This window comes from Staphylococcus sp. FSL W8-0305 (assembly GCF_037966415.1).
GTDB classification, from domain to species: domain Bacteria; phylum Bacillota; class Bacilli; order Staphylococcales; family Staphylococcaceae; genus Staphylococcus; species Staphylococcus aureus.
Genome location: NZ_CP150198.1, coordinates 361,993 through 384,043, shown reverse-complemented (window position 1 = coordinate 384,043; position 22,051 = coordinate 361,993). Strand labels below are relative to the sequence as shown.

The window sequence follows — 22,051 nt, the reverse complement described above, 5'->3', positions numbered from 1 at the left end:
ATTGTAGAGCCTAGGACATTGTGATGTCCCAGACTCTATCATCATGAATTATTCTCATCAAAAACTGTCTTTCGTCATTTCCAACGCTGAAACTTCAAATAAGTAATTTATTGTTGTCATTGCTTAAACAACATAATTTAATTGACCTTCATTTTTGAACACATCGTCAATTGTTGCTCCACCAAGACACACATCACCTTGATAAAAAACAACTGCTTGTCCAGGTGTGATTGCTCTTACTGGCTCAGCAAAAGTAACACGTAGTGCATGGTCGTTTTCACGTTTCACAAAAACTTTCGTATCTTTTTGGCGATATCTAAATTTAGCTGTACATTCAAAACCTTGATCTAAGTCATTATCTTCTGGATTTACAAATGAATAGTCTGAAGCAATTAAGTAGTCACTGTATAATGCATCGTGATGGAATCCTTGTTCTACATATAAAACATTATCTTTTAGGTTTTTACCGACAACAAACCAAGGATCGCCATCTCCACCTATACCTAAACCATGTCTTTGTCCTATTGTGTAATACATCAACCCACTATGTTTACCCATTTTCTTACCATCAAGTGTAATCATATCACCCGGTTGCGCAGGTAAATATTGAGATAAAAATGTTTTAAAGTTTTTTTCGCCGATAAAACAAATGCCTGTAGAATCTTTTTTCTTAGCAGTAACAAGTCCTTGTTCTTCAGCAATTCGACGCACTTCACTCTTTTCGATGTCGCCAATTGGGAACATCACTTTTGAAAGTTGTTGTTGAGATAATTGATTCAAGAAGTATGTTTGATCTTTATTATTATCTACACCACGTAACATTTCAACATGACCATCTTCATGACGATGTATGCGTGCGTAATGTCCTGTTGCTACATAATCTGCACCTAAATTCATCGCATGATCTAAAAAGGCTTTAAACTTAATTTCTTTATTACACATAACGTCTGGGTTTGGAGTACGACCTTTTTTATATTCATCTAAGAAATACGTAAAGACTTTATCCCAATATTCTTTTTCAAAATTAACAGCGTAATATGGAATGCCAATTTGATTACACACTTCAATAACATCGTTGTAATCTTCAGTTGCAGTACATACGCCATTTTCGTCAGTGTCATCCCAGTTTTTCATAAATATGCCAATGACATCATAACCTTGTTCTTTTAAGACGTGGGCTGTTACAGAACTATCTACACCGCCTGACATACCAACGACAACACGTATATCTTTATTTGACAATTATGACTCCTCCTTAAATTTAAAATATATTTTATGAATTTCAGCTACAATTGCATTAATTTCATTTTCAGTAGTCAATTCGTTAAAACTAAATCGAATCGAATGATTTGATCGCTCTTCATCTTCGAACATTGCATCTAAAACATGCGACGGTTGTGTAGAGCCTGCTGTACATGCAGATCCAGACGACACATAGATTTGTGCCATATCCAACAATGTTAACATCGTTTCAACTTCAACAAACGGAAAATATAGATTTACAATATGGCCTGTAGCATCCGTCATTGAACCATTTAATTCAAATGGAATCGCTCTTTCTTGTAATTTAACTAAAAATTGTTCTTTTAAATTCATTAAATGAATATTGTTATCGTCTCGATTCTTTTCTGCTAATTGTAATGCTTTAGCCATCCCAACAATTTGTGCAAGATTTTCAGTGCCTGCACGGCGTTTCAATTCTTGTTCACCGCCAAGTTGAGGATAATCTAATGTGACATGGTCTTTAACTAATAATGCACCGACACCTTTTGGTCCGCCAAACTTATGAGCAGTAATACTCATTGCGTCGATCTCAAATTCGTCAAACTTAACATCAAGATGTCCAATTGCTTGAACCGCATCAACATGGAAATATGCATTTGTCTCAGCAATAATATCTTGAATATCATAAATTTGTTGCACTGTGCCAACTTCATTATTTACAAACATAATAGATACTAAAATCGTCTTATCTGTAATTGTTTCTTCAAGTTGATCTAAATCAATAGCACCTGTATCATCAACATCTAGATATGTTACATCAAAACCTTCTCGCTCTAATTGTTCAAAAACATGTAACACAGAATGATGTTCAATCTTCGATGTGATAATGTGATTACCCAATTGTTCATTTGCTTTTACTATGCCTTTAATTGCCGTATTATTCGATTCTGTTGCGCCACTCGTAAATATAATTTCATGTGTATCTGCACCAAGTAATTGTGCAATTTGACGTCTTGACTCATCTAAATATTTACGCGCATCTCTTCCCTTAGCATGTATTGATGATGGATTACCATAATGCGAATTGTAAATCGTCATCATCGCATCTACTACTTCAGGTTTTACTGGTGTGGTCGCAGCATAATCTGCATAAATTTCCATGTTTGGACACTCCTCACAATTTTATCAATGTTCCAATAATAGCACCTTACATACTATTTTTCTACTTTTCTGTTTAACTTTATTTATAATGTTTTTAATTATATTTTACCATTTTCTACACATGCTTTTCGATAGGCTTTTTAAGTTTATCGCTTTATTCTTGTCTTTTTTATAAATTTTAGTATTTGAAGATATTTTATCATTTGTAAAATGTAACGTACTATTATTTTGGTTATGAGCAATTTAATATTTATCTGGTTATTCGATTGGTATACTTCTTATATCAAAAAAAGGAAGGACGATATAAAAATGGCGATTAAATATTCAGCATTAAACCTTGTCCCTATTCGAGAAGGTGAAGATGAACGAACAGCAATTAATGATATGGTTAAGCTCGCACAACATTTAGACGAATTATCATATGAAAGATATTGGATTGCTGAACACCATAACGCTCCCAACCTAGTAAGTTCAGCAACTGCTTTATTAATTCAACATACGTTAGAACATACGAAACACATACGTGTAGGTTCTGGAGGAATCATGTTACCTAACCATGCTCCATTAATCGTTGCGGAACAATTTGGCACGATGGCAACATTATTTCCAAATCGTGTCGATTTAGGATTAGGACGTGCACCTGGAACAGATATGATGACCGCAAGTGCATTAAGACGAGATCAACATGATGGTGTTTATAAATTTCCGGAAGAAGTTTCATTATTACAACAATATTTCGGCCCCGCTCACCAACAAGCATATGTTCGTGCTTATCCAGCAGTAGGTAAAAATGTGCCTTTATATATTCTTGGTTCTTCAACAGATTCTGCACATTTAGCTGCTCGCAAAGGGCTTCCATATGTGTTCGCTGGACATTTTGCACCTCAACAAATGAAAGAAGCTATCGAAATCTACAAAACGTTATTTGAACCTTCTGATGTATTAGACGAACCTTATGTTATTGTATGTTTAAATACAATCGTTGCTGAAAATGATGACGAAGCACAATATTTAGCTTCATCTATGGCACAAGTAATGGTTAGTATCACTCGTGGCAGAATGCAGCCCGTTCAACCGCCAACACATGAACTGCAAAATATATTAACGCCGAGAGAATATGCGATGGCTATGGAAAGACAGAAAATATCATTAATAGGTTCAGAAAATACTGTTCAACAAAAAATTCAAGATTTTATGGAAACTTATGGTGAAGTCAACGAAATTATGGCTATAAGTTATATTTATGATAAAGATATGCAATTAGACTCTTATCGTCGATTCAAAAATGTTATAAATCAGTTAAATGAAAAAAACACTTTATAATGTGATAAATAAACTAAGTGAAAGTATGTATCCATAATATTAATAAAAATAAACAGTAACAGCATTTTGAATAAAAGTTGTCTTTATTGTTCAATTATTTATTTTAGTAATGATTCAAATTCACTTAAAATTCTAATGCAAATATTAAAGCGCCCCTTCAATTTTACACTGTGTAAGTGTTTATTTGATGGGGCGCTTTCAAAATATTGAAAATCATATCCAAAATTTAAAGAAATTTATTTCTCTTTATCTTCATTTTCTTTTTTCTCTTCGTTATTAGATCCTGTATATTCATTTATCTTATCTTTTACATTTTTAACTTGTTCATTATCGCTATTTTTAAATTTTTCTACTGCGTCTTTAGCTTTATCTATAAAACTCATATTAATCGCTCCTCTTATATTTGATTAGTTTAATTGAACTTATTTTTTAAGTTTATCAATTGCATCAGTTATTTTGTTTTTAGCATTTTCAACAACTTCTTTTGCTTTACCAGTCGCTTTATCTTGCTGACCTTCTTTTTCTAATTCTTTGTTATCAGTAACGTTACCTACTGTTTCTTTAACATTGCCTTTAAATTGATCGAACTTACTTTCGTCTGCCATAGTGAAACCTCCTTAGATGTATATATTTATATACCACAAAGGAGGTTCGCTAAACATTATAATATGAAGTTTTTATGTTATAGTATAGTATTTATACGGTTAAATATAAAACATGTATCCGTCTAAATCTTCACTTGTATCTACATATTCCGCTAAATATTTCAATGTTGTATTATCTAAAACATCTCTCACTGCATCTCTCATGCGAATCCATAGTTGTTTTTGCGCAGGTGGTTCTGATTCAATACTTTCAACAAATGTAATTGGACCTTCTAACAGTCTTATAATATCCCCTGCTGAGATTTCTTCCGCTGGCACTCTTAATTGGTATCCACCTTTAGCACCGCGTACACTTCGAATTAACCCCGCATTTCTTAAAGGACCTACAAGCTGTTCTAAATATAAATCACTCAAATTATTTTCTTCAGCAATTGACTTTAATGATATACATCCTTGCCCCTCTTTTTTAGCAAGAGAAATCATCAATGTAAGTCCATATCTCCCTTTAGTAGAAATTTTCATTGTATAACCTCACTTAATTCGAATATTGATATTCCCATTTTAGCATTTTTTGAGTTAAGATAGTATAAGAAAGGTGTGACAAATGTGAGTACAGAACCATTAGCGTCGAGAATGCGCCCAAAAAATATAGATGAAATCATTTCCCAACAACACTTAGTGGGACCAAGAGGCATTATCAGAAGAATGGTTGACACAAAAAAATTAACTTCAATGATTTTTTATGGTCCACCTGGTATAGGCAAAACAAGTATTGCCAAAGCAATTTCGGGCAGTACGCAATATAAATTCAGACAATTGAATGCTGTAACTAACACTAAAAAAGATATGCAACTTGTTGTTGAAGAAGCTAAAATGTCTGGTCAAGTTATCTTGTTATTAGATGAAATCCATCGACTAGATAAAGCCAAACAAGATTTTTTATTACCTCATTTAGAAAATGGCAAAATCGTCTTGATCGGTGCTACAACTTCAAATCCTTATCATGCTATCAATCCAGCGATTCGTTCAAGAGCGCAAATTTTCGAGTTATATCCTTTAAATGACGAAGATGTGCGCCAAGCGTTAACTCGTGCAATAGAAGATGAAGAGAATGGTTTGAAAACATATCAACCCAAAATTGATGAAGATGCCATGACCTACTTTTCTACACAAAGTCAAGGTGATGTTCGTAGTGCGTTAAATGCATTGGAATTAGCTGTATTAAGCGCAGATAATGACAAGGACGGTTATCGACATGTTACATTGCAAGATGCTAAAGACTGCTTACAAAAAGGTGCATTTGTAAGTGATAAGGATGGTGACATGCATTACGATGTTATGAGCGCTTTCCAAAAATCTATCCGTGGTAGCGACGTCAATGCCGCTTTACATTATTTAGCACGATTAATTGAAGCTGGAGATTTACCTACAATAGTTCGACGATTACTTGTAATTAGCTATGAGGATATAGGCTTAGCCTCACCTAATGCTGGTCAGAGAACACTTGCTGCTATTGAATCAGCAGAACGTCTAGGTTTACCAGAAGCTAGAATCCCACTAAGCCAAGCAGTAATCGAACTATGCTTATCACCTAAGTCAAATTCAGCAATGAGTGCCATTGATAGTGCATTGTCCGATATTAGAAACGGTCATGTGGGCCAAATTCCAAACCATTTAAAAGATGGACATTATCAAGGTGCTAAAGATTTAGGCCGATCTATTGGTTACAAATATCCACACCAATATGTTAATGGCTATGTTTCACAGCAATATTTACCTGATAAACTTAAAAACAAAATTTATTATGAACCAAAAACGACATCTAAAAGTGAACGACAACTCAAAGAAATATATAACAATTTACTTAAACAAAGGCCATAAAAATAAGATTAAATCGATTACCTTTGATATTTTAGCTATAATCAAAACAAAACTGACTAGTACACGAGGCATATTCTACAATGCTTGCGAACTAGTCAGTTTTAGTTTTATGGTATGGTTACACTTGCCTTACGTTGAAAATTATGACTTTCAATTTTAATTATTGCCCTTTGTCTTTAATGCGACGAACTGGAATATCTTTTAATACGTCATTCACCACATAACTTGCACAAATTAATCCAACTACACTTGGCACAAAGGCATTTGAAGAAGGTGGCATTTGTCCTTTTCGATTGATAGCATTTTTATCTCCAACTATATCTTTTACATCTTCTCTTATGACAATTGGACTTTCATCTGAAAATACAACTGGAATCCCTTTACGAATTCCTAGTTTTTTCAATTTTTGACGAATAATTTTGGCCATTGGATCGGTATGTGTTTTAGAGATATCTGAAATTGTAAAACGTGTTGGATCTGTTTTATTTGCAGCACCCATACTGGAAATCACTTTAATCCCTCGGTCAAGACACTCTTTCATTAAGTGTACTTTGTACATTATTGTATCACTTGCATCTACAAAATAATCTATATCGTAATTATCGAAAATTTCTTCATATGTCTCTTCTGTATAAAACATATGTAAAGGCGTGACTTTACAATCTGGATTAATTAATTTAATACGTTCTTCCATCAAAGAAACTTTACTTTGTCCTACCGTTGTAGTTAAAGCGTGTAATTGTCTGTTTACATTTGTAATATCAACATCATCTTTATCTATTAATATAATATGACCAATATTCGTTCTTGCTAATGCTTCCGCAGCAAATGAACCAACACCTCCAACGCCAAGTATGACAACAGTTTGTTGCTTCAATAAATCTAAACCTTGATGTCCAATCGCTAGTTCATTTCTTGAAAATTGATGTTTCATTATTTTACCTCTTTCACTGATTTATACATAAGTACATAGTAACTTAAAATTTTATGTTTAGCATTATTGCTTTGATTATTTTTCCAAAATTCAACGAGGAAACAATTATTAAACGCTATTAAACCCAACTAATTCTTTATTAAAAACTTAAAGAAAAGCATAAAAATACGCAAGACAAAGTCTTGCGTATCGATAGAGTCCGTATTGCCGTAGTTATAATAGCTTGATCATTCGGCCTGTTATATACAGGTGGGTGCCCTGTTTCTTGTTTTGTACGTCCTTCATATAAGGCGTGTACGCTGCAAGAAAACCCATTGGGCTCCCTTGATCAAAGAGTGTTAGGCCCAAATTAAAAAGCAAACTTACGAACAACTCAGATGACTATCTTATGATGTTATATTACCACATAATTAAAATTAATGAAATTATAACAAACCAAAGTTTATTGATTTTTTAAAATTTAGTGACGAATTCGCAAAGAAAGTTCTTCTAATTGTTTATCAGAAACTTCACCAGGCGCATTCGTTAATAAACATGTAGCAGATGCTGTTTTAGGGAATGCAATTGTATCTCTCAAGTTTGTTCTATTAGTCAATAACATGACTAATCGGTCTAATCCTAATGCAATACCGCCATGAGGTGGTGCACCATATTTAAATGCATCTAGTAAGAAGCCGAATTGTTCCTGTGCTTGTTCTTTAGTAAATCCAAGAACTTCGAACATTTTTTCTTGTAACTCACCGTCATGAATTCTGATTGAACCGCCACCTAATTCATAACCATTTAATACTATGTCATAAGCATTTGCCTCAGCTTCTTCTGGCGCAGTGCCAAGCTTAGCAATATCGGCTTCTTTTGGAGATGTAAATGGATGATGTGCTGCAACGTAACGTTTCGCATCTTCATCATATTCTAATAATGGCCAATCTGTCACCCATAAGAAGTTTAATTTTGTTTCATCGATTAAACCTAATTCTTTAGCTAATTTGACACGTAATGCACCTAAACTTTGTGCAACGACATTTGGTTTGTCTGCAACAAACATTACTAAGTCACCAGCTTCAGCACCAGTTAATGTAAGTAATGTTTCAACATTTTCTGCCTCAAAGAAACGTCCAATTGGACCTGTCAAACCATCTTCCACAACTTTAACCCATGCTAATCCTTTAGCACCATAGATGTTTACAAATTCTGTTAAAGCATCCATATCTTTACGTGTATATTGTTCAGCTGCACCTTTAGCGACAATTGCTTTAATTTCACCATCATTTTCAACAGTATCTTTAAATACTTTAAAGTCCATATCACGTCCTAATTGAGAAACGTCAATTAATTCCATTTCAAAACGCGTATCTGGTTTATCAGAACCATAGCGACGCATCGCTTCTTTATATGTCATGCGTGGGAAAGCGCCATTAATTTCAACGCCTTTAACTTCTTTAACAACTTTTTTAAGCATTTCTTCACCCATTTGCATCACATCTTCTTGATCTACAAAACTCATTTCAATATCGACTTGTGTGAATTCAGGTTGACGATCTGCACGTAAATCTTCGTCACGGAAGCATTTTACAATTTGGTAGTATTTGTCAAATCCGCTAATCATCAATAATTGCTTAAATAATTGTGGCGATTGTGGTAATGCATAAAATTCACCATCATGGACACGAGATGGTACTAAATAGTCACGTGCACCCTCAGGTGTTGACTTCGTTAGTACTGGTGTTTCGATGTCAAAGAACCCTTCATCATCCAAATATTGACGAATAGAACGTGTAATTTGATGTCTCATTTTAAATGTTTGCGCTAACTCTTGACGACGTAAATCTAAATAACGGTATTTTAATCGAATATTTTCATCAACGTTAACATTTTCTTCATTTATAGAAAATGGTGGTGTCTCAGATTTATTAATCACTTTAATATTTGTAACTTGTACTTCAACTTGGCCAGTTTTAATTTTAGGATTAACAGTTTCAGGGTCACGCTTCGTAACTGTACCTTGAACTTCTACAACATATTCAGAACGTACTGTTTCAGCAATTTTCAATGCCTCTTCTGAAAATGCAGGATTAAACACAACTTGTACAATTCCTTCTCTATCTCTTAAATCAACGAAAATCAATCCACCTAGGTCACGACGATTGTTAACCCATCCTTTTAATGTAATTTCTTGTCCTAAAAATGCTTCAGTAACTAATCCACAATAAGTTGTTCTCTTACTCATATTTTAACGCCCTCTCTACTTCTTAAAATATTCGACTAATGCGTCTAATTCAATTGTTTCAGATTCACCAGTTGTCATATTTTTAACATCGATTTTATTATTTTCTAATTCTTGATCACCAATAACGATTGTAAACTTGGCACCTAAACGGTCTGCTTGTTTCATTTGTCCTTTAATTTTACGCTGTAAGTAGTCTTTATCTGCTTTAATACCATTATGTCTCAAATGATTTAATAACTTCACAGCATATCGATCTGCTTGATCACCCATTGTAACAATGAATAAATCTAAGTTTTCTTCAATATCTAATTCGATACCTTCTTCTTCAAGTGCAAGCAATAATCGCTCTATACTTAGCGCAAAACCAATACCTGTTTCACTTGGACCATCTAGCAATTCTAATAAACCATTATAACGGCCACCACCACAAAGAGTTGTAATGGCACCATCATAGTTAGGGTTATCCATCATTAATTCAAATGCTGTATGTGTATAATAATCCAATCCACGAACTAAGTTAGGATCTTCAATATATGGAATACCTAAATCATCTAAATAAGCTTTTACTTGTTCATAATATGCCTTAGATTCCTCATTTAAGAAATCAGTGATTCTAGGTGCAGTCTTAATCGCTTCTTTATCACGGTCAACTTTACAATCCAAAATTCGCATCGGATTTGTATGCAAACGTGATTGACAATCTGAACAAAATTCATGAATTACTGGTTCAAAGTGTTTCACTAACGCTTCGTTATATTCTTTTCGAGATGCCATATCCCCTACACTATTAATAACAAGCTTTAAATGTTTTAATCCAAATGATTGATAAATATGCATAACCATAGCTAATACTTCTGCATCTACACTAGGATTTTCAGCACCAATAGCTTCTACACCAAATTGATTAAATTGACGATAGCGCCCTTTTTGCTTACGTTCATATCTAAACATCGGTCCATTGTAATAAAGTTTAATTGGTTGGTTTGGATTACCTTGCATTTTATGTTCAATATATGAACGCACAACTGCAGCTGTTCCCTCAGGTCTTAATGTAATACTTCTATCGCCTTTATCTTTAAATGTATACATTTCTTTTTGTACGACATCGGTTGAATCACCAACACCTCTTGCAAAAAGATCTGTACTTTCAAAAATTGGTGTTCTTATTTCTTTATAATTGTAAAATGTCATTAATTCATCTAATTGATTTTCAATGTAACGCCATTTCTTTGAATCTTCAGGTAAAATATCCTGCGTCCCTCTAGGTATTTTAATCATTTTGACATCTCCCTCGGCAAACTATTTTATTTAATTACCTTTTTAAAACTAAAACTATATACGACCACTTAACTTTGCACGATAAATCATAATTTTAAAAGCAAAAGAAAAAGCCCTTGCACAGCCTGAAACTGCACAAGGGACGAATATCCGTGTTGCCACCCTCATTGGTTTAAAAAACATGCCTAATTGTAATCATCATTACTTTTTATAAGCGTTCATTTAATAAACCCACTCAAAACGTTTAACGTACGTTTAACGGCTTTACTTTTCATAAAGCACCTCTTCTTGTGTTCAATGTATATAAACTACTCAGCATAATCTTTCAGTCTATGGATTATATTCCTACACAATCTTAGTTAGATTGCTACCTATTTCATTTACCATTTCAAGAATACTAACGGTTTTAGTTATAAAATTCAATATCAATGATAACTACTTTCACATATTTTTGCAAGCCCTACGCAGAAAAATAAATTTTAAGGCCATCAACAATTGCTTGTTCTAAAATTTGTCTATGTAATTGATCTTTAATCATCGTTTCATCAGTTGGGTTACTAATATAACCTAATTCTAATAAAACAGCAGGAACTTTTGTTTGTCTTAACACTTGATAATTTTCTTGTCTTGAACCGCGATTAGAAAGTAGACCTTTCTTCTGAATCGTAGCGTCTAACGTATCTGCTAAAGCTCTTTGATTATCATGATACCAATAAACTGTCATTCCATTTGCATTAGATGATTCTAAGGCATCATTATGTATACTCAAATAGGCATCGCCTTTGATATCACGATTTTCTAGTGAAACATATGTATCGTCTGTTCTTGTCATCTTAACAGTTGCGCCTTCTTTTTCTAAAGTACGCTGCAATTCTTTTGCTGTTTTCAACGTATAATCTTTTTCTAAACTTTTATATTTAGTATTGCTTGAAGCACCCTGGTCACTACCTCCATGACCAGGATCAAGCACTATTGTTTTACCTTGCAAAGGATTTTTCTCCTTCGTATTATCCGCGACAATATCTAAATTTGTGTGCCATCCAGCTATCCAACCTTTTTCATTACTGGATGTATCTTCAACTTCAATCCATTTACCTACTTTACCAATCTTTTTAAAATGGTCACCTTTTTCAACTTTGTAAATGACTGGATACGCAGCGTTTGGACCTGTACGTAATTCAGCATTTTCAGTTATCGTAATGTTCCCACTATCTTCACTATTGCTATTCAGCAATAAAAATAAAAAGATGATAAATAAGACAAAGGCAATCACTACTATTAGAGTACGTTTATTTTTAAGACCCTTTTTAGATAACCATGCCTCTATTTTTTTCATTGAATTTTGCCGTCCTGACTTTCATAAATAATAGTGACTGGACCATCATTATTTATATTAACATTCATGTGTGTTCCAAATTCACCTGTTTTCACAGTTAGACCATACGCTCGTAGCGCATCATTAAAATACTCATATATTTTTACTGCTTGATCAGGATTTTTAGAATTTGAGAAACCTGGACGGTTACCTTTTTTTACATCTGCATAGAGAGTAAATTGTGAAACTGATAATATTTCACCATTCATTTGTTGGATATTAAAGTTTAATTTATTATTGTCATCTTCAAATAATCTTGCATTAGCAATTTTCTTTGCAATTACATCTGCATCTTGCTCTGTAGAGTCCTGACCGATACCGACTAATAAACAATATCCTTTTTTGATTTGATTATTTAATGTATCATTCGTCACCGATGCTTCTTTAACTCTTTGTACAACTACTTTCATATTTTGCACCTCTAGTTCCAAACTCTTGTTACTGTATAAACATCACCAAGTTGTTTGATCTTTTCTACCACACGATAAACATCATTCACGTTTTTCACCATGACACTAATATTTATTATTGCATTTTTATCAATATCTGAACGACCTGAAACTTTAATTAAATTGCCGGCTGTCGAGCTAACAGCTTGTAGTACCTCATTTAACAAGCCATTTCGGTCATACGCAGTTACCTCTAAATCAACCTGATATTTTTGAGTTGCGTCTTTTGATTTTACCCATTCAACATTAATTAGTCGTTCAGTTTCGTTCTTAATATTTGGGCAATCAGTGCGATGTACTTTAATACCATGACCTTTGGTGATATAACCTACAATATCATCACCTGGTATAGGATTACAACATTTTGACAACTTGATAAGTACATTTTCTAAACCTTCTACATAGACACCACTATCAGTAATGATGTTGTCTTTAATAGGCAATGATTTCGTAACTTCTTGTGCTTCATTTAAAGCACGTTGCTTATCTAAAATACGTTGTCTTTCAGTTAATTTATTAACAATCTGTAAGGATGTCACGCCGCCAAATCCTACAGCTGCGAATAAATCATCTTCATTTGCAAAGTTATATTTTTCATTAACAACCTGAATATTTTTCTCTGTCAAAATATCTTCGACTCTAAATCCTTGCTCTTTTATTTCAGCTTCAACCATCATTCGTCCTTTTTCAATGTTAGATGAACGATCTTGTTTTTTGAAGAAACTTTTAATTTTACCTTTGGCACTAGACGATTTAACAATTTTCAACCAATCACGACTTGGTCCATATGAATGTTTACTAGTACGTATTTCAACAATATCGCCTGTTTGTAAAATATAGTCAATTGGTACAATTTTGCCATTCACCTTGGCACCAATCATCTTATTACCTACTTCACTGTGAATCGCATAAGCAAAATCAATCGGCACAGCACCATATGGCAACTCAATAACATCACTCGCTGGGGTAAATGCATATACTTTGTCACTCTGTAAGTCATATTTTAAGGTTTCCATAAATTCTTGAGCGTCAGACGAAGTATGATCCGCTTCAGCTAACTCTTTTAACCAATTTAACTTATTTTGATAAGTTTGATCTTTTTCACTTACTTTTTTACCTTCTTTGTAAGCCCAGTGTGCTGCAACACCATGTTCAGCAATTTCGTGCATATCAAACGTTCGTATTTGGATTTCGAGCGGGTCTCCATTTGGACCTACTACTGTAGTATGCAATGACTGATACAAATTTTGTTTAGGCATTGCAATATAATCTTTAAAACGTCCTGGCATCGGTTTCCATAACGTATGCACCAACCCAAGTATCGCATAACAATCATTAATAGAATTGACAATAACACGTATCGCCAACAAATCAAAAATTTGATCAAATTGCTTTTTCTGCTTCATCATTTTCCGATAAATACTGTAAATATGTTTAGGTCTACCATTTATATCGCCTTCGATATTCATTCGGTCCATTTCGGTACGTATTCTATCAATAGCCGTTTCGATATACGCTTCCCGTTCACTACGTTTCTTCTTCATTAAATTGACTATTCTAAAATATTGTACATTATCAATATAACGAAGAGCCGTATCTTCTAGTTCCCATTTGATTGTATTAATACCAAGACGATGTGCTAAAGGTGCATAAATTTCTAATGTTTCTCGAGAAATTCTAATTTGTTTTTCGCGCGGCATGGCTTTCAAGGTACGCATATTATGTAATCTGTCTGCTAATTTCACCAAAATTACGCGTACATCTTTGGCAATCGCAATAAATAACTTGCGATGATTTTCAGCTTGTTGTTCTTCTTTTGATCGGTATTTTACTTTTTTAAGCTTCGTCACACCATCAACAATTCGAGCAACTTCTTCATTGAACATTTCTTTTACATCTTCAAATGTATACGGTGTATCTTCAATTACATCATGCAAAAAACCTGCGACAATCGTCGGTCCGTCTAATCGCATTTCTGTTAAAATACCTGCAACTTGTATAGGATGCATAATGTATGGTAATCCGTTTTTTCGGAACTGACCTTTATGTGCTTCATAAGCAATATGATAGCTTTTTAAAACATACTCATATTCATCTGCTGACAAATATGATTTTGCTTTGTGAAGAACTTCGTCTGCACTATATGGATATTCGTTGTTCATTATATGATACACCCCATTCATATTTATTACTTCGCCTTAAACAATGATTTAGGTGCTCTTGTTGAATAGTATTTGTCCCACACCAATCATACGTCCGTCGACGATAAATATTTATCCTGTCGTCATTAATCGTAATATTAATTTTACTTGAGCGAGTTTAATTTGTATACTATTCCTACTTTTAAAACTTTTACAAAAATTCGACCTAAATCTACTGTTTCATTTTTTAAATATTAGTTCTATGATACTACAATTTATGAAATAAATAAACGTTGTTATTAAGGTATAATGCTCAATCATCTAACATTTTCAGTAAATAAAAAATCCTAACATCTCATGTTAAGAAAACTTAAACAACTTTTTTAATTAAGTCATTCGTTCTTATTCATTTGATGAAGGATTTTATTTGATAAAATTATATTATTTTTTATTCGTCGTATGAGATTAAACTCATAACATCGTAATCTTTAATTTTTTCAATACCATTTAAATATTTCAATTCAATTATAAATGCAATACCTACTACGATACCACCTAATTTTTCGACTAATTTTATTGCTGCTTCAATCGTACCACCAGTAGCTAATAAATCATCTGTAATTAACACACGTTGACCTGGTTTAATTGCATCTTTGTGCATTGTTAAAACATTTGTACCATATTCTAGGTCATACTCATAACGAATGACTTCACGAGGTAATTTCCCTTCTTTTCTAACAGGTGCAAAGCCAATCCCCATTGAATAAGCTACAGGACAGCCAATGATAAAGCCACGCGCTTCAGGTCCTACAACGATATCAACATCTCTGTCTTTTGCGTATTCTACAATTTTATCTGTTGCATAGCCATATGCTTCACCATTATCCATAATTGTAGTAATATCCTTGAAACTAACACCTGGTTTCGGCCAATCTTGAACTTCTGATACGTATTGCTTTAAATCCATTAATATTTCCTCCTAAATTGCTCACGACAATTGTGACTTTATCCAATTTTTTATTTCTGAAAAATCTTGATATAATAATTGCTTTTCAACATCCATACGTTGTTGTCTTAATTGATATACTTTGCTGGAATCAATCGATCTTTTATCAGGTTGTTGATTGATTCGAATTAAACCATCTTCTTGTGTTACAAATTTTAAGTCTAAGAAAACTTTCAACATGAATTTAAGTGTATCTGGTTTCACACTTAAATGTTGACACAATAACATACCCTCTTTCTGGATATTTGTTTCTTGTTTAGTTATTAATGCTTTATAACACTTTTTAAAAACATCCATATTAGGTATACCATCGAAGTAAATCGAATGATTATGTTGCAAAACTATATAAAGTTGAGAAAATTGCAGTTGTTGCAGGGAATTAGACAAATCTTCCATTGACGTAGGTAAATCTCTTAATACTACTTTATCAGTTTGTTGTTTAATTTCTTCACCATAATAATATTCATTCGCATTTACTTTATCACTTTTAGGATGAATAAGCACGACAATATTTTCATCATTTTCTGTAAAAGGTAAACTTTTTCGCTTACTTCTATAATCTAATATTTGCTGTTCGTTCATCGCAATATCTTGAATAATTAATTGCGGTGATTGATTACCATTCCATTCGTTGATTTGAACAGATCCTAATATATTAATTGGCTGTTCATCTTGTAATTCAGGTTCTAAGTGTCCATTTTGCCAAAATAGCGCGGCGATATTACTTTCACCAAGTGTCAATTTCAGATGATTTTTTTGTTGACCTATCGCCTTAACTGAAGAAACTGATAAATCATCCATTTCAAAAATAGGTCTAGAAAAATCTGTTCCGAAGGGTCTTAAACGATTCATATCACGAATATTTTTAATCGTTATATCATTTTCTGTTAATAATACATCTACTGGCTTTACGGGATCTAACGAAGTTGTTTTAGATAATTCTTTCATCCATTTATTTAAACCTTCAGCTAACGATTCTATATTTTCAATATCCATCGTCATACCTGCAGCCATATGATGGCCGCCAAATTTAGCGATTAACTCTTGGTGTGCTGATAGTATTTCAAACATCGACACTTGATCAATTGATCTGGCGGAACCTTTTGCATGATTTTGCTCCCTATCAATATTTAAAATTAATGTTGGCAAAGCAAATGTTTCGACAATTTTCGAAGCAACAATACCTAAGACACCTTCATGCCAATTTTCTTTTGCTAAAAGTAAAAATAAATCTCCATTTTTAACTTTCATTTCTGCCATTGCCATTGCTTCTTCTGTGATAGTTGCTACAATATCTTTTCTTTCGCGGTTAAATTGTTCAACTTGTTCTGCTAAAAATGCAGCTTCTTCTTCGTCGTCAGTCATCAACAATTCGCAAGCTAATGATGCGTCATCTAAACGACCTACAGCATTAAGTCTAGGTCCAATAATAAAACCAATTGTTTCTTCATCAATATTGTCATTGTATCCCGCTTCTTTTAGCAATGCTTTAACAGAGGTCGGACATTGATCATTTAAGACTTTTAATCCTTGTTTCACTAATGATCGATTTTCATCAGTTAATGATACTAAATCCGCAATGGTACCTATCGCAACTAATGCTTTAAAATAATCAGGTACATTTTCAATCAATGCTTGTGCTAATTTGTACGCAACACCTGCACCACACAATTGTTGGAACGGATAATTAAACGATGGATGCATTGGATGTACGATTGCATATGCTTCTGGTAATGTACTACCAATTTCATGATGATCAGTTACAATGACATCAACTCCTAAATCTTGAACCATTTTAATTTCATTATGACCTTGTATGCCATTATCAACAGTTATGATTAATGTTATGCCTTCATCATGAGCATTTCTAAATGCTAGCTCGTTTGGTCCATATCCTTCGGTAAAGCGGTTAGGAATATGCCATCCTACTTGTGCACCTAAAAGTTGTAATGTTGTCACTAAAATTGTAGTTGAGGTAACACCGTCGGCATCGTAATCACCATAAACTAGGATTTTCTCATCATTCGCTATCGCTCTTTTAATTCTTTCAATAGTCTTAGTCATATCGCTCAATTGCAATGCGTCATGATTGATATCTGTATCTGAAATGATGGATTCAATTGCTTGTTCATCAATAATCGATTTACTTTCTAATATTTTTTTTACGATTGGCGTTAACTTTAATTTTGATGTTAATTCATCACTTATGTATTCAGCTGGTTTAGTTAATTTCCACTTATACTTCGGTTTAATCATATATATTTACGCCTCATTTCCAAAAGACATTATATCTAAAATTACTTTAAATAAAAAGCACTTATCTAAATAATCAAGACTTTAATTATACCATTTTTTAAAAATGAATGCGGGAACTTATTTATATATATTTTGTTAAATTTAAACAAAGTAAAAAGCGGTATGTGAACTCTTTAATGTTTCACATACCGCTTAATTCATTTTAAACTAAAATCTTTTCATCGTTCGATTTCTTTTCTTTATATACAACTAATTTGTGTTTCGGCGATTTTTTCAACTGACGTTTTTTCATTATTCCCCAAAGCGGAACGGCAATGAAGATTGAAGAGAATACACCAGAAATCAATCCGATAAATAATGCTAAAGTAAAGTTGAATATCGTAGGAGCACCGAAGAATAGTATAGCAACTACTACTACAATAACTGTTAATACTGTATTAATTGAACGTGTCATTGTCTGTCTAATTGATCTATTAACGATATCATCAATTTGTTCTGTTGTAGTAATCACTTTAACCTTTTGTAAGTTTTCACGTACACGGTCAAACGTTACGATTGTATCATTAATTGAATAACCGACAATTGTTAATACAGCGGCGATAAATGTTAAATCTACTTCAATTCTAAATAAACTGAAAATCGCTACTATAATGAATACATCATGTAATAATGCCAATACAGATGAAAGACCCATGCGCCATTCAAATCGTAATGATACATAGATGATGATACCTATCGATGCATAGATTAATGCAAGCATTGCATTTTTTGCTAATTCCTGTCCAATAATTGGTGATACAGTGTTAATTTGAGGTGTGTCACCGAATTTCGATTTAATATTATCACTCAATTTATTATCTTGAGCACGCGTTAAATCGTCTTTAAATTGAACAGTTGCTACTTTATTATCTTTACCATTGATTTGAATTTGATCCGCTTTAAGTCCACTACCTTTTACAACTTGCTCAACCTTTTGTTGAGTAATTGCTTGTTTAGATTGGAAATCTACACGTGTACCACTTGAGAAATCAATTCCTAGGTTTAACTTGAAGATATAAAGAATAACTAAACCGACAACTACAATTAAAATACTTACTCCAATTAATGGCTTAGCTAATTTAACAAAATTCCATTTCTCGAATGAAGTTTTAAGGTCATGAACATCTACACCTTCATTAATATCATGTCGTTTATTCTTTTTAACACCAAATAACCAATATTGATTTTTGAATATATTTGATGAAACAAGTAATGATAATAAGAATCTTGATAAGAACACGGCTGTAACAAAGATCATTAGAATACCTAATAATAACATTGTCGCGAAACCTTTAACTGAACTTTCACCGAAGAAGAATAATACTGCTGCGGCGATAACTGTTGTTAAGTTAGAATCAAAAATTGTTAGGAACGAACTTTTGTTTGCTTTAGAAAAGGCTTGCTTTATCGTTCTACCTATTCGAAGTTCATCCTTAATACGCTCATACATGATAATATTGGCATCTACAGCCATACCTACACCTAATACCAACGCCGCTAATCCTGGTAAAGTTAGAACCCCGGAAATGAAATTAAATGCTACTAACGTTAGATAGATATAAGTTGTCAATGCAATAATCGCTACTAAACCAGGTAATCGGTAGAATCCAAGCATGAATAAATAAATTAATGCTACACCAATAAACGATGCAAACACAGTTTTATCTAATGCATCTTGACCAAATTGGGCACCTACTGAGTTTGAATAAATTTCTTTCAAGTCAACTGGTAAAGAACCTGCATTTAACAATTCGGCGATTTGTTTTGCTTTTTTAACGCCTTCTTGTCCTTTAAATCCACCAGAGATTTCTACGCTATCAGAATTGATTGGTTGATCAACACTTGCTGCAGAAATAAATTTAGGGTTTTTCTTTTGTGCTTCTTTTTTATAGCTGTCACCTTTTTTGAAATCTAACCAAACAACCATGACATTATCACGTTTCTTAGAGATTTCTTCCGTTACTTTTTTAAATTTGTTTTTGTCTTTTACTTTGAAAGTAACTGTTGGCTGGTTTGTTTCCTGTTTAAATTCTTGTTTGGCAGATCCCTGTTTAATATCAGAACCGCTTAATTTTACTTTATCTTCTGCATCGCGAATTGTTAAATTAGCTTGAGAAGATAAAATTTTACGTGCTTCATTCTGGTCTGTTACACCAGCAAGTTGAACTCTAATTCTATTAGGTTCTTCAACTTGAATTTTAGGTTCGGAAACACCTAAAACGTTAACACGATTTTCTAATGTTTGCGCTGTTGATTGTAAGGCTTTTTTATCTATTTTGTCGCCTTTATTTAAAGGGTCGACTTGATAAAGCACCTCAAATCCACCTTGCAAATCAAGTCCTAAATTGACATTCTTTATAACACTTTTATAAGTTGCAGCCATTCCGGCAAACAACAATACGACTAAAAGCAAGAACGCAATTATTCTACTACTTTTCTTCACATGAACACCTCATTATTTACGTATGTATTTAGAATACTTGAATACTATTTTATAACGCAAGTTAAATCTTTCTTACAAAATTTATTAGCCTTATACATATTAACATACTAGAGCAGGGAGTAAAAATAGTCATAGATATATTTAATTTAAATTTAACAATTATTATGTATCACAATTTCTTTTTTTGGAATAAAAATAAGCTATTCTACATACTACTTATAACTTAAAAAGGATGAAACGCTATTCGTTTCATCCTTTTTAATACCACTTCTTGTTATGAAGGGTCAACTTGTTTAATAGCAGGTTTTTCGAAAGTTAATTCAGTACCATGACCATTAACTGTAATAACAACAGTTGTTTCATCTACTGCTTTAACAGTACCTTTAATACCACCAATAGTTGTAATTCTTTGACCAGATTGAATGTTATTAATCAACTCACGATGCTGTTTCGCACGTTTTTGTTGTGGTCTGATCATCAAGAAATACATAACCGCAAAAATTACGACTATATATATAAGTAATGAAAATTGCATTTTATACGCTCCTCTTGCTTAAAAGTTTTTTGGGTTCTCAACATTTAATCCATATTGCTCGAAGAATTCTTCTTTGAAATCTAAAAGACGATCTTCTCGAATGGCTTGTCTTATATCTTCCATTAATTTTAGCAGAAAATGTAAATTATGAATAGTAGTAAGACGAATACCAAAAGTTTCCTCTGCCTTGATTAAATGACGTATATACGCTCTTGAGTAGTTTTGACATGTATAACAGTCACAATTCTCATCTAACGGTCTTAAATCATCTGCAAATTTTGCATTTTTAATAACTAAACGACCTTGCGATGTCATACAAGTACCATTTCTGGCAATACGTGTCGGTAAGACACAATCAAACATATCCATGCCGCGAATACTACATTCGATTAACGCATCTGGAGATCCTACACCCATTAAATATCTTGGTTTATCTTTAGGCATAAACTGCTCTGTATGTTCAACCATTTTATACATAACCGGTTTAGGTTCACCAACTGACAAACCTCCGATTGCATAACCAGGAAAATCTAATTCTACTAAATCCTTTGCACTTTGTTCTCTTAAATCTTCATATTCGCCACCTTGTATAATGCCGAACAATGCTTGATCTTCAGGTCTTTGGTGTGCATCTAGACATCTTTTCGCCCAACGCGTTGTACGTTCAATAGATTTTTTTACATAATCATATTCAGCAGGCATCGGTGGACATTCATCAAATGCCATCATAATATCAGAACCTAAATCATTTTGAATTTGCATTGATTTCTCAGGACTCAAAAATAATTTAGACCCATTAGTATGATGTCTAAATTCCACGCCTTCTTCTGTAATTTTACGTAAATTACTTAAACTAAACACTTGGAAACCGCCTGAATCTGTTAGAATCGGACCATCCCAATTCATGAATTTATGTAATCCCCCAGCGTGTTTGATAATATCATTTCCGGGTTGTAACCACAAATGATATGTGTTGCCCAAAATGATTTTTGCTTCAATTTGTCTTAACTCTTCTGGACTCATTGTTTTAACGGTTGCTTTAGTACCAACTGGCATAAACATAGGTGTTTCAAATGAACCGTGTGGTGTGTGCACGATACCTAAACGCGCACCTGATTGTTTACAAGTTTTAATGTGTTCGTATGTTACTGCAGGCATATTCAAAATCCTCACA

Annotated in this window: 19 protein-coding genes and 1 other RNA gene; 2 read left to right on the top strand and 18 right to left on the bottom strand. The window is 33.2% G+C overall.

Going from position 1 to position 22,051, the window contains the following annotated elements; genetic code table 11:
- Window positions 1–123 precede the first annotated feature (123 nt).
- Both mnmA and NST10_RS02040 read right to left on the bottom strand, forming a co-directional pair.
- Window positions 124–1,242: a tRNA 2-thiouridine(34) synthase MnmA gene (gene mnmA / locus NST10_RS02045; protein WP_000066097.1), complete on the bottom strand. Its 1,119-nt coding sequence runs from the start codon at window positions 1,240–1,242 to the stop codon at window positions 124–126.
- Window positions 1,243–2,385, bottom strand: coding sequence for a cysteine desulfurase family protein (locus tag NST10_RS02040; RefSeq protein WP_000409167.1), 1,143 nt, complete (start codon window positions 2,383–2,385; stop codon window positions 1,243–1,245).
- 309 nt (window positions 2,386–2,694) lie between these two features.
- Here NST10_RS02040 and NST10_RS02035 point away from each other — a divergent pair, with 309 nt between their 5' ends.
- Window positions 2,695–3,708, top strand: a complete 1,014-nt coding sequence (locus NST10_RS02035; protein ID WP_000985898.1) for an LLM class flavin-dependent oxidoreductase — start codon at window positions 2,695–2,697, stop codon at window positions 3,706–3,708.
- A gap of 236 nt (window positions 3,709–3,944) precedes the next feature.
- Here the strand turns inward: NST10_RS02035 and NST10_RS02030 are convergent, their stop codons facing one another.
- From NST10_RS02030 to NST10_RS02020, 3 genes are all read right to left on the bottom strand, one after another.
- Window positions 3,945–4,091 (bottom strand): SAS049 family protein, encoded by a 147-nt coding sequence (locus tag NST10_RS02030; RefSeq protein ID WP_000008061.1) that lies wholly within the window; start codon window positions 4,089–4,091, stop codon window positions 3,945–3,947.
- A gap of 39 nt (window positions 4,092–4,130) precedes the next feature.
- Entirely contained in the window at window positions 4,131–4,313 is a 183-nt protein-coding gene (locus NST10_RS02025; RefSeq protein ID WP_000752909.1) for a CsbD family protein, read from the bottom strand.
- 99 nt (window positions 4,314–4,412) lie between these two features.
- Window positions 4,413–4,835, bottom strand: a complete 423-nt coding sequence (locus NST10_RS02020) for an Rrf2 family transcriptional regulator (RefSeq protein ID WP_000704122.1) — start codon at window positions 4,833–4,835, stop codon at window positions 4,413–4,415.
- Between the two features lie 84 nt (window positions 4,836–4,919).
- On the opposite strand from NST10_RS02020, the gene NST10_RS02015 reads away from it, so the two are divergent.
- Entirely contained in the window at window positions 4,920–6,194 is a 1,275-nt protein-coding gene (locus tag NST10_RS02015; protein WP_000102741.1) for a replication-associated recombination protein A, read from the top strand.
- A 160-nt stretch (window positions 6,195–6,354) separates the two neighbouring features.
- Here NST10_RS02015 and NST10_RS02010 read toward each other — a convergent pair whose 3' ends face one another.
- The 13 genes from NST10_RS02010 to tgt form a co-directional block, all read right to left on the bottom strand.
- Window positions 6,355–7,128 carry a tRNA threonylcarbamoyladenosine dehydratase gene (locus tag NST10_RS02010; protein ID WP_000682640.1) on the bottom strand — a complete coding sequence of 258 codons (774 nt, stop codon included), beginning with the start codon at window positions 7,126–7,128 and terminating at the stop codon, window positions 6,355–6,357.
- The gene (locus NST10_RS02005; RefSeq protein WP_001791215.1) at window positions 7,128–7,256 is read right to left on the bottom strand and encodes a hypothetical protein; all 129 of its coding nucleotides are present in this window, start codon (window positions 7,254–7,256) and stop codon (window positions 7,128–7,130) included. The genes NST10_RS02010 and NST10_RS02005 overlap by 1 nt, the downstream gene beginning before the upstream one ends.
- Window positions 7,257–7,320: 64 nt before the next feature.
- Window positions 7,321–7,511: non-coding RNA, 6S RNA (gene ssrS / locus NST10_RS02000), on the bottom strand.
- 77 nt (window positions 7,512–7,588) lie between these two features.
- Complete coding sequence (gene aspS, locus NST10_RS01995; protein WP_000044796.1) at window positions 7,589–9,355, bottom strand: aspartate--tRNA ligase; 1,767 nt, start codon at window positions 9,353–9,355, stop codon at window positions 7,589–7,591.
- 15 nt (window positions 9,356–9,370) lie between these two features.
- Window positions 9,371–10,633: a histidine--tRNA ligase gene (gene hisS, locus NST10_RS01990; protein WP_000590826.1), complete on the bottom strand. Its 1,263-nt coding sequence runs from the start codon at window positions 10,631–10,633 to the stop codon at window positions 9,371–9,373.
- A 460-nt stretch (window positions 10,634–11,093) separates the two neighbouring features.
- Entirely contained in the window at window positions 11,094–11,969 is an 876-nt protein-coding gene (locus NST10_RS01985) for an N-acetylmuramoyl-L-alanine amidase (RefSeq protein ID WP_000717800.1), read from the bottom strand.
- The gene (dtd, locus tag NST10_RS01980) at window positions 11,966–12,418 is read right to left on the bottom strand and encodes a D-aminoacyl-tRNA deacylase (protein WP_000869979.1); all 453 of its coding nucleotides are present in this window, start codon (window positions 12,416–12,418) and stop codon (window positions 11,966–11,968) included. The genes NST10_RS01985 and dtd overlap by 4 nt, the downstream gene beginning before the upstream one ends.
- Window positions 12,419–12,429: 11 nt before the next feature.
- Window positions 12,430–14,619, bottom strand: a complete 2,190-nt coding sequence (locus tag NST10_RS01975; RefSeq protein ID WP_001058583.1) for a bifunctional (p)ppGpp synthetase/guanosine-3',5'-bis(diphosphate) 3'-pyrophosphohydrolase — start codon at window positions 14,617–14,619, stop codon at window positions 12,430–12,432.
- Between the two features lie 427 nt (window positions 14,620–15,046).
- Window positions 15,047–15,565 carry an adenine phosphoribosyltransferase gene (locus tag NST10_RS01970; RefSeq protein ID WP_000364542.1) on the bottom strand — a complete coding sequence of 173 codons (519 nt, stop codon included), beginning with the start codon at window positions 15,563–15,565 and terminating at the stop codon, window positions 15,047–15,049.
- Window positions 15,566–15,586: 21 nt separating this feature from the next.
- The gene (gene recJ / locus NST10_RS01965; protein WP_000595001.1) at window positions 15,587–17,860 is read right to left on the bottom strand and encodes a single-stranded-DNA-specific exonuclease RecJ; all 2,274 of its coding nucleotides are present in this window, start codon (window positions 17,858–17,860) and stop codon (window positions 15,587–15,589) included.
- Window positions 17,861–18,062: 202 nt separating this feature from the next.
- Window positions 18,063–20,342: a protein translocase subunit SecDF gene (gene secDF / locus NST10_RS01960; RefSeq protein ID WP_000749802.1), complete on the bottom strand. Its 2,280-nt coding sequence runs from the start codon at window positions 20,340–20,342 to the stop codon at window positions 18,063–18,065.
- A 274-nt stretch (window positions 20,343–20,616) separates the two neighbouring features.
- Window positions 20,617–20,877, bottom strand: a complete 261-nt coding sequence (gene yajC / locus NST10_RS01955) for a preprotein translocase subunit YajC (protein WP_001160682.1) — start codon at window positions 20,875–20,877, stop codon at window positions 20,617–20,619.
- Between the two features lie 18 nt (window positions 20,878–20,895).
- Window positions 20,896–22,035, bottom strand: coding sequence for a tRNA guanosine(34) transglycosylase Tgt (tgt, locus tag NST10_RS01950; RefSeq protein ID WP_001112045.1), 1,140 nt, complete (start codon window positions 22,033–22,035; stop codon window positions 20,896–20,898).
- Window positions 22,036–22,051: the final 16 nt, after the last annotated feature.

Excerpts from the sequence above, each read along its gene's own strand:
- tgt (WP_001112045.1), bottom strand. The coding sequence starts at position 22,035 with ATGCCTGCAGTAACATACGAACACATTAAAACTTGTAAACAATCAGGT.
- recJ (WP_000595001.1), bottom strand. The coding sequence starts at position 17,860 with ATGATTAAACCGAAGTATAAGTGGAAATTAACTAAACCAGCTGAATAC.
- NST10_RS01970 (WP_000364542.1), bottom strand. The coding sequence starts at position 15,565 with ATGGATTTAAAGCAATACGTATCAGAAGTTCAAGATTGGCCGAAACCA.
- NST10_RS02020 (WP_000704122.1), bottom strand. The coding sequence starts at position 4,835 with ATGAAAATTTCTACTAAAGGGAGATATGGACTTACATTGATGATTTCT.
- NST10_RS02010 (WP_000682640.1), bottom strand. The coding sequence starts at position 7,128 with ATGAAACATCAATTTTCAAGAAATGAACTAGCGATTGGACATCAAGGT.
- NST10_RS02030 (WP_000008061.1), bottom strand. The coding sequence starts at position 4,091 with ATGAGTTTTATAGATAAAGCTAAAGACGCAGTAGAAAAATTTAAAAAT.
- dtd (WP_000869979.1), bottom strand. The coding sequence starts at position 12,418 with ATGAAAGTAGTTGTACAAAGAGTTAAAGAAGCATCGGTGACGAATGAT.
- aspS (WP_000044796.1), bottom strand. The coding sequence starts at position 9,355 with ATGAGTAAGAGAACAACTTATTGTGGATTAGTTACTGAAGCATTTTTA.
- NST10_RS01975 (WP_001058583.1), bottom strand. The coding sequence starts at position 14,619 with ATGAACAACGAATATCCATATAGTGCAGACGAAGTTCTTCACAAAGCA.
- NST10_RS01985 (WP_000717800.1), bottom strand. The coding sequence starts at position 11,969 with ATGAAAAAAATAGAGGCATGGTTATCTAAAAAGGGTCTTAAAAATAAA.
- hisS (WP_000590826.1), bottom strand. The coding sequence starts at position 10,633 with ATGATTAAAATACCTAGAGGGACGCAGGATATTTTACCTGAAGATTCA.
- NST10_RS02040 (WP_000409167.1), bottom strand. The coding sequence starts at position 2,385 with ATGGAAATTTATGCAGATTATGCTGCGACCACACCAGTAAAACCTGAA.
- yajC (WP_001160682.1), bottom strand. The coding sequence starts at position 20,877 with ATGCAATTTTCATTACTTATATATATAGTCGTAATTTTTGCGGTTATG.
- NST10_RS02025 (WP_000752909.1), bottom strand. The coding sequence starts at position 4,313 with ATGGCAGACGAAAGTAAGTTCGATCAATTTAAAGGCAATGTTAAAGAA.
- NST10_RS02035 (WP_000985898.1), top strand. The coding sequence starts at position 2,695 with ATGGCGATTAAATATTCAGCATTAAACCTTGTCCCTATTCGAGAAGGT.